Annotated in this window: 18 protein-coding genes and 1 pseudogene; 11 read left to right on the top strand and 8 right to left on the bottom strand. The window is 41.9% G+C overall.

Going from position 1 to position 14633, the window contains the following annotated elements; genetic code table 11:
* From EWV68_RS02735 to EWV68_RS02705, 7 genes and pseudogenes are all read left to right on the top strand, one after another.
* The coding region (locus tag EWV68_RS02735; RefSeq protein WP_272105047.1) for a photosynthetic reaction center family protein at nt 1-255 on the top strand (255 nt) is incomplete at its 5' end.
* Nucleotides 256-347: 92 nt separating this feature from the next.
* The gene (locus EWV68_RS02730) at nt 348-578 is read left to right on the top strand and encodes a hypothetical protein (RefSeq protein ID WP_287168731.1); all 231 of its coding nucleotides are present in this window, start codon (nt 348-350) and stop codon (nt 576-578) included.
* Nucleotides 579-580: 2 nt separating this feature from the next.
* Nucleotides 581-937 (top strand): type II toxin-antitoxin system PemK/MazF family toxin, encoded by a 357-nt coding sequence (locus tag EWV68_RS02725; protein ID WP_287168730.1) that lies wholly within the window; start codon nt 581-583, stop codon nt 935-937.
* 47 nt (nt 938-984) lie between these two features.
* A pseudogene (locus EWV68_RS02720) lies at nt 985-1479 on the top strand (Coq4 family protein); the annotation flags it as partial.
* Nucleotides 1480-2055: 576 nt separating this feature from the next.
* On the top strand, nt 2056-3195 hold the full coding sequence (locus EWV68_RS02715) for a SpoIID/LytB domain-containing protein (protein WP_287168729.1): 1140 nt from the start codon (nt 2056-2058) through the stop codon (nt 3193-3195).
* Nucleotides 3196-3309: 114 nt separating this feature from the next.
* Complete coding sequence (fabZ, locus tag EWV68_RS02710; RefSeq protein ID WP_287168727.1) at nt 3310-3789, top strand: 3-hydroxyacyl-ACP dehydratase FabZ; 480 nt, start codon at nt 3310-3312, stop codon at nt 3787-3789.
* 3 nt (nt 3790-3792) lie between these two features.
* Complete coding sequence (locus EWV68_RS02705) at nt 3793-4560, top strand: TspO-related membrane protein (RefSeq protein ID WP_287168726.1); 768 nt, start codon at nt 3793-3795, stop codon at nt 4558-4560.
* Here EWV68_RS02705 and EWV68_RS02700 read toward each other — a convergent pair.
* The 3 genes from EWV68_RS02700 to EWV68_RS02690 form a co-directional block, all read right to left on the bottom strand.
* Complete coding sequence (locus EWV68_RS02700) at nt 4557-5021, bottom strand: VOC family protein (protein WP_287168724.1); 465 nt, start codon at nt 5019-5021, stop codon at nt 4557-4559. The genes EWV68_RS02705 and EWV68_RS02700 overlap by 4 nt on opposite strands.
* Before the next feature lie 102 nt (nt 5022-5123).
* Nucleotides 5124-5942, bottom strand: coding sequence for a SirB1 family protein (locus EWV68_RS02695; RefSeq protein ID WP_061430640.1), 819 nt, complete (start codon nt 5940-5942; stop codon nt 5124-5126).
* A gap of 78 nt (nt 5943-6020) precedes the next feature.
* The gene (locus tag EWV68_RS02690; protein ID WP_287168723.1) at nt 6021-6815 is read right to left on the bottom strand and encodes a metallophosphoesterase family protein; all 795 of its coding nucleotides are present in this window, start codon (nt 6813-6815) and stop codon (nt 6021-6023) included.
* 365 nt (nt 6816-7180) lie between these two features.
* Here EWV68_RS02690 and nagA point away from each other — a divergent pair, with 365 nt between their 5' ends.
* Entirely contained in the window at nt 7181-8332 is a 1152-nt protein-coding gene (gene nagA / locus EWV68_RS02685) for an N-acetylglucosamine-6-phosphate deacetylase (RefSeq protein ID WP_061430638.1), read from the top strand.
* On the opposite strand, the gene ccmS is transcribed toward nagA, so the two are convergent.
* The 4 genes from ccmS to EWV68_RS02665 all read right to left on the bottom strand — a co-directional run bounded on the left by ccmS (nt 8288) and on the right by EWV68_RS02665 (nt 11297).
* Nucleotides 8288-8728 carry a beta-carboxysome assembly chaperone CcmS gene (gene ccmS, locus EWV68_RS02680; protein ID WP_287168733.1) on the bottom strand — a complete coding sequence of 147 codons (441 nt, stop codon included), beginning with the start codon at nt 8726-8728 and terminating at the stop codon, nt 8288-8290. The two genes, nagA and ccmS, sit on opposite strands and share 45 nt — an antisense overlap.
* A 189-nt stretch (nt 8729-8917) precedes the next feature.
* Nucleotides 8918-9931, bottom strand: a complete 1014-nt coding sequence (locus EWV68_RS02675; protein ID WP_287168721.1) for an aldo/keto reductase — start codon at nt 9929-9931, stop codon at nt 8918-8920.
* A gap of 251 nt (nt 9932-10182) precedes the next feature.
* A complete protein-coding gene (locus tag EWV68_RS02670; RefSeq protein ID WP_002762345.1) occupies nt 10183-10500 on the bottom strand; it encodes a slr1957 family protein in 318 nt (105 codons plus the stop codon).
* Nucleotides 10501-10736: 236 nt separating this feature from the next.
* The gene (locus tag EWV68_RS02665; RefSeq protein WP_002762343.1) at nt 10737-11297 is read right to left on the bottom strand and encodes a 5-formyltetrahydrofolate cyclo-ligase; all 561 of its coding nucleotides are present in this window, start codon (nt 11295-11297) and stop codon (nt 10737-10739) included.
* Between the two features lie 163 nt (nt 11298-11460).
* Here EWV68_RS02665 and grxC point away from each other — a divergent pair, with 163 nt between their 5' ends.
* Complete coding sequence (grxC, locus tag EWV68_RS02660; protein ID WP_002796494.1) at nt 11461-11778, top strand: glutaredoxin 3; 318 nt, start codon at nt 11461-11463, stop codon at nt 11776-11778.
* On the top strand, nt 11763-12257 hold the full coding sequence (tadA, locus tag EWV68_RS02655; protein ID WP_271989256.1) for a tRNA adenosine(34) deaminase TadA: 495 nt from the start codon (nt 11763-11765) through the stop codon (nt 12255-12257). The genes grxC and tadA overlap by 16 nt, the downstream gene beginning before the upstream one ends.
* Nucleotides 12258-12481: 224 nt before the next feature.
* Here tadA and EWV68_RS02650 read toward each other — a convergent pair whose 3' ends face one another.
* Nucleotides 12482-13540, bottom strand: coding sequence for a hypothetical protein (locus EWV68_RS02650; RefSeq protein WP_287168720.1), 1059 nt, complete (start codon nt 13538-13540; stop codon nt 12482-12484).
* A 76-nt stretch (nt 13541-13616) separates the two neighbouring features.
* Here EWV68_RS02650 and EWV68_RS21770 point away from each other — a divergent pair, with 76 nt between their 5' ends.
* A complete protein-coding gene (locus tag EWV68_RS21770; RefSeq protein WP_353737391.1) occupies nt 13617-13790 on the top strand; it encodes a leucine-rich repeat domain-containing protein in 174 nt (57 codons plus the stop codon).
* Nucleotides 13791-14633 lie beyond the last annotated feature (843 nt).

Raw genomic sequence — 14633 nt, 5'->3', positions numbered from 1 at the left:
GCATGGCCGGTAATCGGTATCTGGTTTACGGCAATGGGTGTTAGCACCATGGCGTTTAACCTCAACGGTTTCAACTTCAACCAGTCGATTCTCGATTCTCAAGGTCGTGTAATCGGTACATGGGCCGATGTGTTAAACCGCGCTGGTATCGGTATGGAAGTAATGCACGAGCGCAATGCTCACAACTTCCCCTTAGACTTGGCTAGTGGTGAACAGGCTCCTGTAGCTCTGACTGCTCCTGCTATCAATGGTTAATTCCTAGTCTGAACGAAAAGGCACTCCCGCGAGGGGGTGCTTTTTTGTTGTTAGAATTATGATATAGCTCAATGTTAAATGGAATCAATTTTATGTTATCTTCTCTGATAATTGAACTGGAACAAAAGTTACGAGACTGTTCTCTTGAAGATAAAAAATGGTTATTGGAGCAGTTACATCAACAATTAGGATTGAATAATCAACAAACAACTAAACAACGATTAATAGATAGTTGGAATGAAGCTTATAGTGATGGATTGGACGAATCAGAAACTTTAATGTTAGAGGGAATACGGCATCATCAACGCCAATTATCCGAGTAAATATGACGATTTTTCAAGGAGAGATTTATTGGATTGATTTAGGAGAACCAAAAGGTTCTGAACCTGCTTATCTTCGTCCTTGTGTTGTGGTGCAAAATGATGCTCTGAATCAGTCACAAATTGGGACGGTTATTGTGTGTCTATTAACAACCAATTTGAGACGAGCAAAAGCTATTGGTAATGTTTTATTGAATGAGGGTGAAGGGAATTTACCTGAATCCAGTGTTGTTAATGTTTCACAGGTTTTCACGCTTGATAAGCGTCTTTTAACGGAGTCTATCGGAAGACTTTCTCAGGAAAAAATCAAATTAATTATTCAGGGAATTAAGTTGGTTATTGAACCTCAAGAACTCGAATAATAGGGGGTTATAAAATATAAAATTATAAAAAAAGCGATCGAGCTACCGCTCAAATAATTGCCCAAAGATATCTGGCCGCTAGTCCCTGTTTAGAAACCCTGCTGAAACTCCCAGAGGATTCCCAGGGTTATCATTATGCTACTCACCTAATTAGTTTCAATTTTGATCCTAATTTTTATCGGTCTATTCAGGTCAATTCCGACACAGATTATCTGCTGCTTCGCCTACGGCAAACTCACGATATCTGGCATATAGTAACGGGTTTTGGTGTCGATGCGATGGGAGAATTGCAACTGAAAGCTTTTGAATTAAGTCAAACTCGTCGCCCTCTAGCTATTGTCCTACTTTTAGGGGGATTATTCGGAGCTTTATTTTCTTCGCCACTTTCCTTAGCCTCTCTCTGGGAAGAGATTGTCATCGCCTATAATTTGGGCAAAAATACTCGACCTTTTTTAGCGCAAAAATGGGAACTAGCTTGGGAGAAATCCCTGCTAGTTTGGCGGCAAGAATTGGCGATTGTCCACTCGAACCTAGAAAATTAATTTTGCTGGACTAATTAGAATAATCGACTAACTAGAATAAATCCCGATTAATCGGATAAAATAAGGCAATTTGCCGATTCAGGGGCTAGAGGACAGAAAAATTCTCAGTTGACATCCTCGCCGCCGTAAAACGGACGGCGATTCCTCACCACGCCACTTTTTTAGGGTGGTCGCTGAATGGGGTTGACGCTTCACCGAAAAACGCTTAATTGCTTAAGTCTGACTCTTTCTCCACGTCCGTTTTGAGTGTCCGAATGCCCTCCGGCCACTTTGAACAAGTCGAAAAAATCTAATGTTCAACCTTATTTCCTAGAAAGTTTTACTTGTTCAAGGCCGAATTTGAATTCTTTTCTGAACAAAACCCCCTACTATCTGTTGTCAAGGTTCAGTTTTTAGCTTGGTTATCGCTTTTTCCATTGTAGCCTAAAGCCGTCCTAAAAGGACGGGGTTTTAACCCAAATTTTCGATAATCGGGAAAAAGTGACAGGGGAAAAATTTTTCCGAACCGGAGTAGCAAAAAAATCCCAGTCCGGGTAAAATTGATTATCGATCGATTGTGTGAGGAGTCCGATCCCCATGACCAATAAACACACAGCAAGGCTGCTGGGTAGTTACCTGCAGCGCCTGTCTGCCCATAGCTGGCTCGTCCTAGTTTTTTGGGCTTTGATTATCGCCCCAGTCCAGGCTGCTGTCGAATTACGCATTGCCATCAGTAAAGGTGTTAGCACCGTCTCCGTGGGCAGTTCCACCGATGCTGTGGTGAAAGATGGGGCTGGCAGAGTCTTAGGAGAATTGACCGCCATGAATGCCCTCAATGCTAATCCCAGAGGAAAAGCGGTGGGTTTGGCCGATTGGCAGGCCAGTCAATTGATCATCGAACCGGAGAATGATGGTTACGTCTGGATTAACGATCGCTGGTATCGAGGACGAACAAGGATCATTCGGCAAGGTTCTGGGGTGACAGCCCTAAATTTAGTCGATTTAGAGGAATATCTCTATAGTGTCGTCGGTGCGGAGGCGATTCCCTCCTGGCCGCAAGAGGCCTTAAAAGCCCAATCCGTGGCGGCGCGCACCTATGCTCTCTACCAAATGAATACTTCCGGCAATCGCATCTACGATCTCGATACTACCACCCGCACCCAAGTTTATAAGGGTCTAGAAAGCGAGTTTACTAGCACCCACGAGGCAGTTAATGCCACCGCCGGACAAATTATGAGTTTCAACGGCAAACCGATTCTAGCGGTGTTTCACTCCTCCTCTGGGGGCCACACGGAAAATGTCGAGGATGTTTGGAATTCCCCCTTACCCTACCTGCGCGGTGTCATCGATTACGATCAAGTCGCCCCGGTATTTCAATGGTCAAAAAACTTTAGCGCCAGTGAATTAGGCCGTTTAATCGGTGGTGTCGGTCGCGTGCGATCGCTATCTCCCGAAAGGACCACTCCCCACGGACGAGTGATTAGAATGCGTGTAGTAGGCGATCAAGGCTCTAAATTAATCTCTGATACCCAATTACGGCGAATACTCGAGCTGCGTAGTACCCTATTCACGATTTCAGCTGATAACGGTACTTTTGCCATTAATGGTCGCGGTTTCGGTCATGGGATCGGTTTAAGTCAATGGGGCGCTTTTTCCCTCGCCGACCAAGGGGTGACTTATGATCGCATTCTCAGCCATTATTATCAAAATGCTCGTTTAACTGAAATGCCCAACTAAAAAGGCTGTCAGCCATTTCCAGTCAACAGTGAACAGTGAACTGATAACTGATAACTGATAACTGATAACTGATTATGAGATAATGTCTGATCTCACTTGTAATTTTTGACTTGCATGACCATCGTTACCGAAGCCTTAACCGAGTTGGAACCAGTCATAAAAACTACCTTTACCGTCGAGGAAATTCGCCAACTACTGCCCCATCGTTATCCCTTTGCCCTAGTTGATCGTATTATTGACTATGTACCCGGTCAAAAGGCCGTTGGCCTAAAAAATGTCACGATCAACGAGCCTTTTTTTTCCGGTCATATTCCCAATCGTCCCTTGATGCCGGGGGTGTTAATTGTTGAATCCATGGCCCAAGTGGGGGGAGTGATTTTGACCCAATTACCCGGGATGAAAGGGAAATTTTTTGCCTTCGCTGGCATTGATAAAACCCGTTTTCGTCGTCCTGTGGTGCCGGGGGATCAATTGATCATGACGGTGGAATTATTATCCTTCAAGATGAATAAAATTGCTAAAATGCAAGGGGAAGCAAGAGTCGATGGGCAATTGGCCGCTCAGGGCGAAATGATGTTTTCCATCTTTGATTGACCTATGAATTTTGATCGAGATCGTCTCCGACAAGAACTAAATTTATTTGCTATTCTAGGGGCTTTTATCACCAATATTTTCGCTAATATTTTCCCTCTCAACGGCGAAAATATCGGGGCTATCTCGAATACAGTTTTTCAAGATGTCTTAATTATTCCCGCTAATTATGCTTTTGCTATCTGGGGATTAATCTATCTGGGTTTAATTAGTCTGGGAATTTACCAAGCTTTGGCTTTCAATAAAACTGAACCGCGTTTGCGTCGGTTAGGCTACGAATTAGCCATCGCTAGTGCTTGTCAGATTCTTTGGGTAATTCTCTTTCAATCCCGTTTTTTTACCCTGTCTTTACTGGCAATGCTAGGCATTTTAATTTCTCTCATCCGGCTTTATCTCCGCTTAGAAATTAATCGCTTTATTGTCAATCGTAAACAGGGTTTATTGGTTAATGCTCCTATTAGTATCTATTTCGCTTGGATTACCGTAGCCACGATTGTCAACGTCGCTTCGGTGCTAGATTGGATCGACTGGCAGCCATGGGGTCTAACTGACCGGATCTGGACGGTAATAATTCTGGTTATCGGGGCGATAATCGCAATTTTAGTCGGTTTAAACCGAAAAGATCGGGCTTTTATCGGGGTGTTTATCTGGGCTTTCTTGGCGATCGCTGTTAAACATATTTATCTGCCTCTAATTGCGATAACGGCGATTATATTAGCGATTATCCTAACTTTTCTGGTTTTTAGTGCCAGTTTTCGTCCTCTGAGTCGTTAAAATGCGGGCTCACAGCGAATTTCGACGATAAAGCCATCGGGATCGTAGAAGTAAACCCCCCTCCCAGTCGGACGGGTCACGGGTCCACTAGCAATAGTAATTCCCTGACTTTGTAGCACTTCTAGGGCAAAATCGAAGCATTCGGGGGCAATATCGAAGGCTAAATGGTTGGCACGGGTAAAAGCGATTTCGGGATTGTCGTCGGGAGGGTTTAAATCTGGTTCCCCAAATAGGTCAATTACTGTACCATCGGGGGTGATAAAATTGGCCACTTTTCCCTGGGCAACTAATTCTTTTAAGGTACTGGGAATTTTTTCCCCCTTTAATTCCTCTAAGCCTAATATTTCCCCATAAAAATGACGAGAAGCCTCCATATCTTTGACGTTGAAAGCGATATGATGGACTTTTCGCAGTTGACCGATTTTGAGTTTTTTTGCGGTTACGGAAGGGCTAATAGTCATTTTAGTTAGGGTTTGCGGCAAAAAGTTTGTTGGTGGGGTGTGGGGTGTGGGGTGTGGGGTGTGGGGAGAACAAATAAAAATAATCTCCTGACGACGGACAACTTAAGAGTTAATTTTTTGCAATAATTGCCGAATTGATTCCGCATCTTGGGCGTTGGGTAGGAGAGCAAGATAGAAGCCTAAATCCTGTTGCGCTTGGCTGAATTGTCCAATTTGATAGTAAACTAAACCTCGATCGCGCAGCTCTAAGGGATGATTAGGAATGAGCAAAAGTAGCAGCTCTATTGTCCGAATTGTCTGAGACCATTGTTGACGATTCAGGTAAATATATTTTAAATTAGTCAACAAACGTAACAAAATTTGCTGATTGGTAGCAATATTGAGAAAATGTTCTTCTAATTTAACTGGCTGTTGATAAACCTGACTTAATCTTTCTTGACAGTCCTGTTTAAATAAGATTTCACCACCGTGAAAGGGATCGACAAAAATTTCCACTTCCTCGAAATCGGGACGGATAATAAAATGGCCCGGCATACCAATTCCTACCATGGGAAAATCGATCTGTTTGGCAATCTCTAAGTAGATAATCGAGAGAGTGAGCGGAATACCCATGCGGCGATCAATTACGTCATTTAAGTAGCTATTGCGGGGGTCATAGTATTCTTGTGTATTACCAGTAAATTGTAAATCTTCAAACAAATATTGATTGATAATCTTGACTATTTTTAAAGGATATAATCTATCGGGTAAACGTTTTTTTACCTCCTCAGCCATTAAATTTATTCTATTTAAATAGTGATCAATATTGAGGCGCGGATATTCAAAATTGGCTATTTGTAGGGCTGCCCGAGCTAGATTTATCTCAGGGTCAGGATGTTGAATTGTTTCGATGAAGGCTTGGTATAAGAGTGCAAGGGTCATTAGAAAAGGGTATTAATCAGATTATCAACTATTTTAACCGATCCTTCCGATTTTATCGCTTCTCTTTTCCGATCACCATTAAATATTCAGCAATTTAGATGAGCTTTGCTGGGAAGAGTAGCGAGAAATCTTGTCAATATCTAGATTAACCACGGCTTTTTCTAAAGGGATCGTGCGACAATTTTTATTTTGAGACTGCACTTGATAAACTAATTGATTTGTCCAATCTAAAGCAGTTAACCAACCACTTTGAGGATGATAAACCCCAGTTTCAATGTCTAGCCAACCGCTGCCGCAAGCTAGTTGTCCCGGTTTGACATCGGGAAAGGTAAAGGTTAAAGTATGACCTGTGATAATTAGTTTATCCTTGAAATAGGGTTGGGTCATGGTATGAAATTCGTTTCTAATCCAACAAAACTGCTCGTTTGTTTGCTGTTCAAGGGGATATTCTGGGTGTACTCCTGCGTGAACTAACCAAATATCTCCTAGGTCTAAATAAGCGGGTAGGGATTGAAACCAATTGATATGATCGGCGGGTATATTGTTATTATAACTTAGTAGTGTCGCCGCCCCGCCACTCTCAATCCAGCCGTTAAACCATTTTTCAGAAACTTCTTTTCCTGCCAGAGCTTTTAAGAGCATATATTCATGATTTCCTAGGAGACACTGGTAGTTATTTTTGATGACAAAATCCACCACTTCCAAGCTCTGCTGTCCTCGATCGATTAAATCTCCCAGAAAATAAACCTCATCCTCACTATCGGGAGCAACTCGGTTTAATAGTCGCAAAAGTGTCTGAAAACTGCCATGCACATCTCCGATAATAATACGACGCGGTTCTTGAGTCTGTTTCCCTATTTTTTTAAAAAACACACACCCCTCTCTAATTGCTGAGATTGCTACTCTTTTATCGCTAAAAAAGTAGTTTTTATAAGGTCTTAATTTTATTATAGGACAAGCTTTTCCTTCTGACAGTCACTCCCTCCTAAGAACTGCGGCAGCAAGGCAGTAATTGTTTTGTAAAGTATTTTTGCAATCTCTGGGCAGGGAGCGGACAGGTTATGGTATTATTTTTTTATGATGAGTTTTTATATAATCGGATGTAGGTGTAAACACTTAAACGCAAAGATTCCCATTATATAAAAAAGTATCTCAAAAAAATGCCCACTTGTCAAGCATGATCAAAAAAAAAGTTTTTTTTTGAGATTATAATAAAAAAAAATTAGTTTTCTGCTTCTATGATAACCCTAATTAACGCTAGAATTCCCGCCCATCAGGATCGACAACAAATAGAGATAAATACTGCTGGAAAGATTGAGAGGATAACGGAGATGGAGGGAAGAAAAAAAGGGGAAAAGATTATCGATATGGAAGGGGATTGGCTATCGTTGGGAGGAGTAGATTTACAGATCAACGGAGGATTAGGATTAGCATTTCCCGACTTAGAAATAACAGATCTAGAAAAGTTAGATAAGATTAGCGATTATCTTGGGAATCAAGGAATTGATAGTTATCTGCCCACCTTAGTAACCACGTCTGTGGAGAAATTTCAAAAATCCCTCTCAGTAATTGCCAAATATATCGAGAAACAGAAACAGGAAAATCGAGCGAGCGCGCAGGTTTTAGGAGTACATTTAGAGGGACCATTTTTAAACTATGAAAAAAGGGGGGCGCATCCAGCCCAATATCTTTTAAACCCAAGTATAGAAACAGTAGATAAAATCTTTGGGGACTACTTATCGATCGTAAAAATTATTACCCTAGCCCCAGAATTAGATAGTAGCGGTACGGTGATTAAATACTTAAGCGATCGAGGAATTACCGTCAGTTTAGGACATTCGCAAGCGAGTCAAGAAATAGCCAAAAAAGCCTTTTTCCAAGGGGCAAAAATGGTTACTCATGCCTTTAATGCCATGCCTCCTTTACACCATCGTCAACCGGGGTTATTAGGGGAAGCAATTATCAATGGCGAGGTGTATTGTGGGTTAATTGCCGATGGTCAACACATCCATCCAACCATGATAGAATTATTACTAAAAGCCAGTAATTATCATCGAGGAATTTTCTTAGTTAGTGATGCTTTAGCGCCGATCGGTTTAGAAGATGGTGTCTATCCTTGGGACGAGAGAGAAATTGAAGTTAAACAGGGAACAGCAAGACTTTTTGACGGTACTTTAGCGGGAACAACCTTACCCTTATTACAAGGAGTAGCCAATTTAGTTAACTGGGGAATATGTGATTTAGAAACGGCGATTCTTTTAGGGACAGAATCCCCCAGAAAAGCGATCGGATTAGCGGGTTTATCGGTGGGACAACCTGCCAACTTTTTGCGCTGGCAATCGGCATCAAATTGGGAAAGATTGGATTTCCGTCAGCATTTTGGTCTCTAACTGTTGAATGAGAGTATCGAGATCCACTTCGAGGCGATCAAAACATTCAGGAGGGGAAAGATCGGGTTGAAAATAAATCAATTTTACCTGACCATCACCGATAGCGACTATAGCCACTTCTTCCCTGGGATTATAGCGGTAAATAATCCCAAGCATCTCTTGAATTTTACAATTAACCTTGCGATTTAATTTCTCTAGAGCCTCCCTAGAACAACAGACAAAATGGGGCTGGGGTTTAAGATCGATGCCCAGGGTTTCTTGGGCATCTTCTCCCCATTCCGAGAGTAAACCCCACATTAAACCGGCTAATTCCCGTTGATTTTCTTGCACAAATTGATCTAATTGATAGCGCCATTGATTAGCGGGATCATCGGGGATTGGTTGTTCAAATCTCATCATTAGCCTCTTTTCAGTTATCAGTTATCAGTTATCAGTTATCAGTCATCAGTTATCAGTCATCAGTTATCAGTCCTTAATAAGGGGTGTGCCGATCCCCCCTACCCCCCTTGATAAGGGGGGTGCCGATAGGCGGGGGGATCCCCCTTAATAAGGGGGGAAAGCTGACAATTTTTAACACCTACCTACTTAACGACGGTACTCATCACCGCAATCACCGATTAACTGCAATAAATCCTGGGATTTTTGCAAGACATGATCAATTTTTTGATAGTCTTGGGGGGATAATTGAAAATCGAAAATACGGGCATTTTCTTGGATATGTTCAGCAACACCCAAACGCACCCCGATAATTGCCCCGGCTACGGCTTTTTGTTCGAGAACGTAACGCACTGCCACATTAGGAATGGTGACATGATAGGAATCAGCGATCGCTTTAAGAACGGTTAATAATTCTTGGAATAATTGCCAGTTTCCCCAAGCATTGATCATGTTTTTATATTTCCGTAAACTAGCGGTATTGAGACTCATGGGATTGGGTTCAGGATGACCGAGATATTTTGCCCCTAATAAGCCTCCTGCTAGAGTACCATAGGCGAGTAGATAGATGTTATGTTCTTGGCAAAATTGCGCCATTTTGACGAGGGGACGGCGATCGATTAGAGAAAACTGGACTTGATTGGAGACTATTTTAATCCCGGTGCTGAGAATAATTTTTAAATGTTCCGTGTCGAAATTAGTCAAGGCCAGGTGTTTAATTTTGCCTTCCTGTTGTAATTCTCCTAAAAAATATAAGGCATCTAGATAATTTTTATCGCGATAATCCCACCAGTGAAACTGCAATAAATCGAGACTATCCACATCCATGCGACGCAGGGAAATAGCGATATTTTTTGCGACTATTTCCTTAGTCATTTTACCCGGACGGGGAACCCATTTAGTGAAAGCTTGCAGATTATTTAAAGCATCAATGCCCCTTTGGGCGACTAATTGACGACGAAATTCACCGATAAAATCTTCGGCTGGACCGTAATGATCGGCCAGATCCCAAGTGGTGAAACCGGCATCTAGATAGGAGAACATACTAGAGATCGCTTTTTGGGGTGCGATCGAACCATGGGCGCCTGAAACTTGCCACATTCCGTTCAAAATACGGCAAATTTCCAGATCGGGGGTAAACTGTAAGCGACGAGATTCGGACATGGGGACTTTTCAGTGTTGCCAAAGGCACGGCGTAGCCGTCCAGTAAACAGTAAACAGTAATCAGTGAAAAGACAGCAGAAAACTGCCATTGAATACTGCTCACTTAATATTCTATTCTCCTACTGACCACTGATCACCGATTACTGATTCAAGACAGATCGATTGTACCTGTCCAGAAAAAAGCGGCAAAGGGGAAGACTTTCGGAAAAATCTCCCCCTTTTTGGGTTTCTGCTACTCAATTTTTGCTGGTTTAATATTCCACTTCCAATCGCGCTGCGGTGACAGCATCAAAAGCGAAAGCGAGAACTATAGGCATAGGACAAGCGAGGGTGATACAGAGAATTAAAGCTGTCAAAGTCAATCCGATCGCCACTCCTAACCAAAGTTTTTCGGCAGGGGATAGACCTTTTTGGCGCTTAATGTTTTGTAACACTTTGGTGGGAATTGGTTCTGGCATCACGGCATTGGGAGGGAATGCCCAATAATTACTGTAGCGTTCGAGAAATAGCTCTGTCCAGCCGTTTTCTTGACACCATTCTTGAATCCATGGTTCGTGAAAGTGTTTCATTGCTTCCCTGTTGACTTTTTCTGGTGATTACTTTAAACATCTCCTGATGTGAATTTCATCCTAGCAAAGCTATCTTAAGGGTCGATCGGATTCAATAAAACTTAATATATGAGTAGTCGGTGGGTAAAATGTATTCTAAGATACAGTGCCAGCGAACGACCAGAACGAACCACAAAGACACAAAGGACACAAAGATCGGTTATAAGTTAAACCGATCGCACAAAAGGAAATAATTGTTAAAAAATTTCGGTTCTCGATTCGGTACAGATTGCCTGTAATTTTTGGTCCCAAGTATCGAGGGGAAGGGTATCGAGATAGGCAAAGTCAAAGACAATCCCGATCGAGGGGATAGCTTGCCATTCGGGGGAATGTAAGAGACGATCAAAATACCCCCCCCCGTAACCTAAGCGATAACCTTGGCGATCGCAAGCGACAGCGGGAATTAATAGTAAGTCCACTTCGGCAGGTAAAATGAGAGGAGCGATCGCTGTTGGTTCGTAGATGCCATAACGATTTAATTCTAGGGGATCGTCGGCAGTCCAACAGTGCCAAGTCAGGCTATCTCCGTCACAACGGGGAAAACCCCAGCGATGGTGTTGGCAAAATAAGGAACTTAAATCCGGCTCTTGACGATAACTGAAGTAAGCGAGAATGGTTTTAGCGTGTTGAAAGAGGGGTAAAGATTGTAAATTTTTGCAAAGTTGCTGACTATTTTCTTGCCAAATATGCTTAGGAAGCGCTCGTCTTTGGGCAATTAGTTGTTTGCGTAATTGGGCTTTTTTGGTAGCAGAATCCATAAAATAAAGATAAATAGGAGAGTAAGTAGCTGGTTATAATTAAATTGAAGATGGATCCCCCCTTAATCCCCCCTTAATAAGGGGGGTGTCGATCCCCCCTTAATCCCCCCTTAATAAGGGGGGCATCTGACAGTTTTTAATACCTAACTACTTAGTAAGAACGATGCTAAATCTATTTAACTCGCTTTTTGGGCGTTATAACGAGAATATCAAGGCCAATGTGGAAATTTACACGTGGGCAACTTGTCCCTACTGTATTCGTGCTAAATGGTTGCTGGGTTGGAAAGGGGTAAAATACACCGAATACAAGATTGATGGGGATGAAAGCGCTCGTCAAGCCATGGCGCAACGGGCCAACGGTAAACGCAGTGTACCACAGATTTTTATTAATAATGAACATATCGGTGGTTGTGATGATTTGTATGCTTTGGATGGTCAAAAAAAATTAGATAATTTATTGGCTAAATGTGGGACTATCTAAAGTCTATTGATGAAAAAGCCTATGAGAAACATCGGCAATGGATGCAGTTAGCTTTAAATTTAGCGGCAACTGCGGGAAACCGGGGTGATGTACCTGTGGGAGCGGTTATCGTGGATAAACAGGGACATTTAATCGCTCAAGGGGCTAATTGCAAGGAAAAACACCATGATCCCACCGCTCACGCCGAAATTCTGGCGATTCGTGCCGCTAGTCAAGTTTTAGGCAATTGGCACTTAAATGATTGTACCCTCTACGTCACCCTCGAACCCTGTCCCATGTGTGCCGGGGCAATCATTCAGGCTAGATTAGGATTATTAGTGTACGGTGCTGACGATCCCAAAACAGGAGTTATCCGCACTGTGGCTAATTTTATTGATAGTCCTTTTTCTAACCATCGTTTACCGGTAATCGCGGGAATTTTAGCCAAGGAATCCGGGGAATTATTACAAACATGGTTTGAGAAAAAAAGAAATGTTTAAAGGAGTCAGGGAGATAGGAGTCAGGAGTCAGGAGTCAGGAGTTAATCCTACTGTTAAAAGCGGATTGGGTAAGCTGTTGTGCATCTGAATTTGATATTCGTTTTACCTTGTCTCAACTAGAACTTGAATGCGGACTAGCTGATCACCGATCATAATATGAGAACAGGAAATCGTTAATCTTCCCTCTGTGCTGATGATTGCCGCTTGTCCGTGATAGGTGATAGTTATCGCATTACTGATCTGGAGTTACTCTGATTTTGCCAATAAGGTAGTTGATATGTACGAGAAACAGGATCTACCTGCATTTCACAAGAGATTGCTACTTCTCCCTCCCAATTCATGTATCGAGGGCCAGGCGTTTCTAGAATTAACTCCGTATCTTTAGGATTGCGATAGAATTGGATATCAGGAGTTTCCTTGTCAAATTCATTTTGATAAAACAAAGATGGCAAATTACTGATTTTCTCTGCGATTGACTCTAGATCATATTGACAACTTGTATGTCGAATCGAACCTGGATACGGCAAGTCTATTGTCTCGACGTGACGTACGGTTTTTACGATAGCTTTCTTTAAATGACGACCGATTCGATATAAATTGGCAAAATGATAACGCAAATCACGGTTTAAAGAAATAGCCGATTTTCCATTCGGATGAATTTCGATATCGGGTCCGATATTGCCATTAGGATGAACTCCTTCCAAGAAATATCCTACGATACGAGCATCTCTGGGAAAAATTTGAATTTTTTTCCTGATCGGCTTTGTGACTATTCTGCGATCCCGTGAGTAAATTACGATAGAACGCAATTGACCGCCATTATGCTTGATTTTATTAACAATAGGGGACAATAAGTTTTTATAATCTTTAATATTATTTTCAAAGTCTTTTTTTGCAGGATTTTTAGCCTTATCTAGCCACTTATCATTATATTTGACTTGATTGGAACTATCATAAGGATGGAGAACCTTAAGAATACGGTAGCAATCATCAATATGAGCCATTAAAGCCTCTAGTAATTCTTTTTGTAAGATAGGCAGTTTCGCTAATGAATAATCGAGACGACCTTCAGCATCAAATAAAGCATGATTTATTCGCTCTATTTCATCTAAAATTTCAGCCAATGCTTTCATAACTCTCTGTATTGATAGATCGTAAATAGAAAGTGGATGGCGTTCAATATGGGCTTTATAATAATCGATATTTTCTGGAAGAGATTTTAAATAATTGAAGGCTTCAGGATACAAGTTTCCATCTCTATAGGTTTTACGTTCAATTTTCATTGATATGTAAGCAAGTCAGTTGTGTTATCTATGTATTATAGACTCAAGGAAACCCCACAAAAAGCCATGAGAAGCGATCGCTCAACTCACCTCCCTGCAATACCTCAACCTCAACAGTAACCAAATCAGGGAGATTCCAGAAGCGATCGCTCGACTCACCTCCCTGCAATCCCTCAACCTCAACAGTAACCAAATCAGGGAGATTCCAGAAGCGATCGCTCGACTTACCTCCCTGTGGGTCCTCTTTTAGTTTGCTCTGGACGGGTAAAATCAATGAAACGACCTTCAATCAGTTTTTAGAGGGTTTTTGGCGATCTATCAGGATTTTTAAAGGACAAGAACCAAAAACCAACAACGATGACACCTCCCAAGAAACCCCCGAATCGGAGCAGTAAAGATTTGCTTACCACAGAAAGGTAACTTAGGCAAAAAAGTTTACAAATATTTAATATTATCTCTCTTTTTATCAAACTGGGAAAACTCTTGGCCTTTTCCCTTTCTCAACCTCTTATACTAAATCCGGTTATTAAAAACTGATTATTTATTCTCCCTTTTGCCTCTTGCCTCTTGCATGAGTGCCTGTCCTCATATGTAGCCTATACTCAACGGATTTAGTATTATAGCGTTTCCTGTTGGCAAGAGGTACATTGTCGATGGTGAAAAGCTTAATCAGCAAAGGTTTAACTGTGGCACACAGGTGTGAGAAACGCTATATATGCTATTCACAACTAATCTAATCAGTGTGGCCAAGGGAATAATTTCTCTTTGACAAAATCCCGGTAATACGCTTTCTGTATATGATATTGAAGATGGCTTAAAAGAGAGTTGGTTACAGCGATTATCTTGGCAATATGTTAAAAGGGATCGAGCTACCGCTCAAATAATTGCCCAAAGATATCTGGCCGCTAGTCCCTGTTTAGAAACCCTGCTAAAACTCCCAGAAGATTCCCAGGGTTATCATTATGCTACTCACCTAATTAGGGTCTGCTGAAAAAGTTTTTCCTGGTGGCAGGGTGTGGCCCCCCCAACCCCCCCGACATCGGGGGGGCAGGTGGGGTGTGGGGTTTTACCCATTTTCACCTGGTCAATTACC

Origin of the sequence: Microcystis sp. M_QC_C_20170808_M9Col, assembly GCF_007095495.1 — a bacterium.
Classification (GTDB): Bacteria; Cyanobacteriota; Cyanobacteriia; order Cyanobacteriales; family Microcystaceae; genus Microcystis; species Microcystis aeruginosa.
The sequence above is the reverse complement of the archived record's forward strand: the minus strand, read 5'-3'. Positions and strand labels throughout refer to the sequence as shown.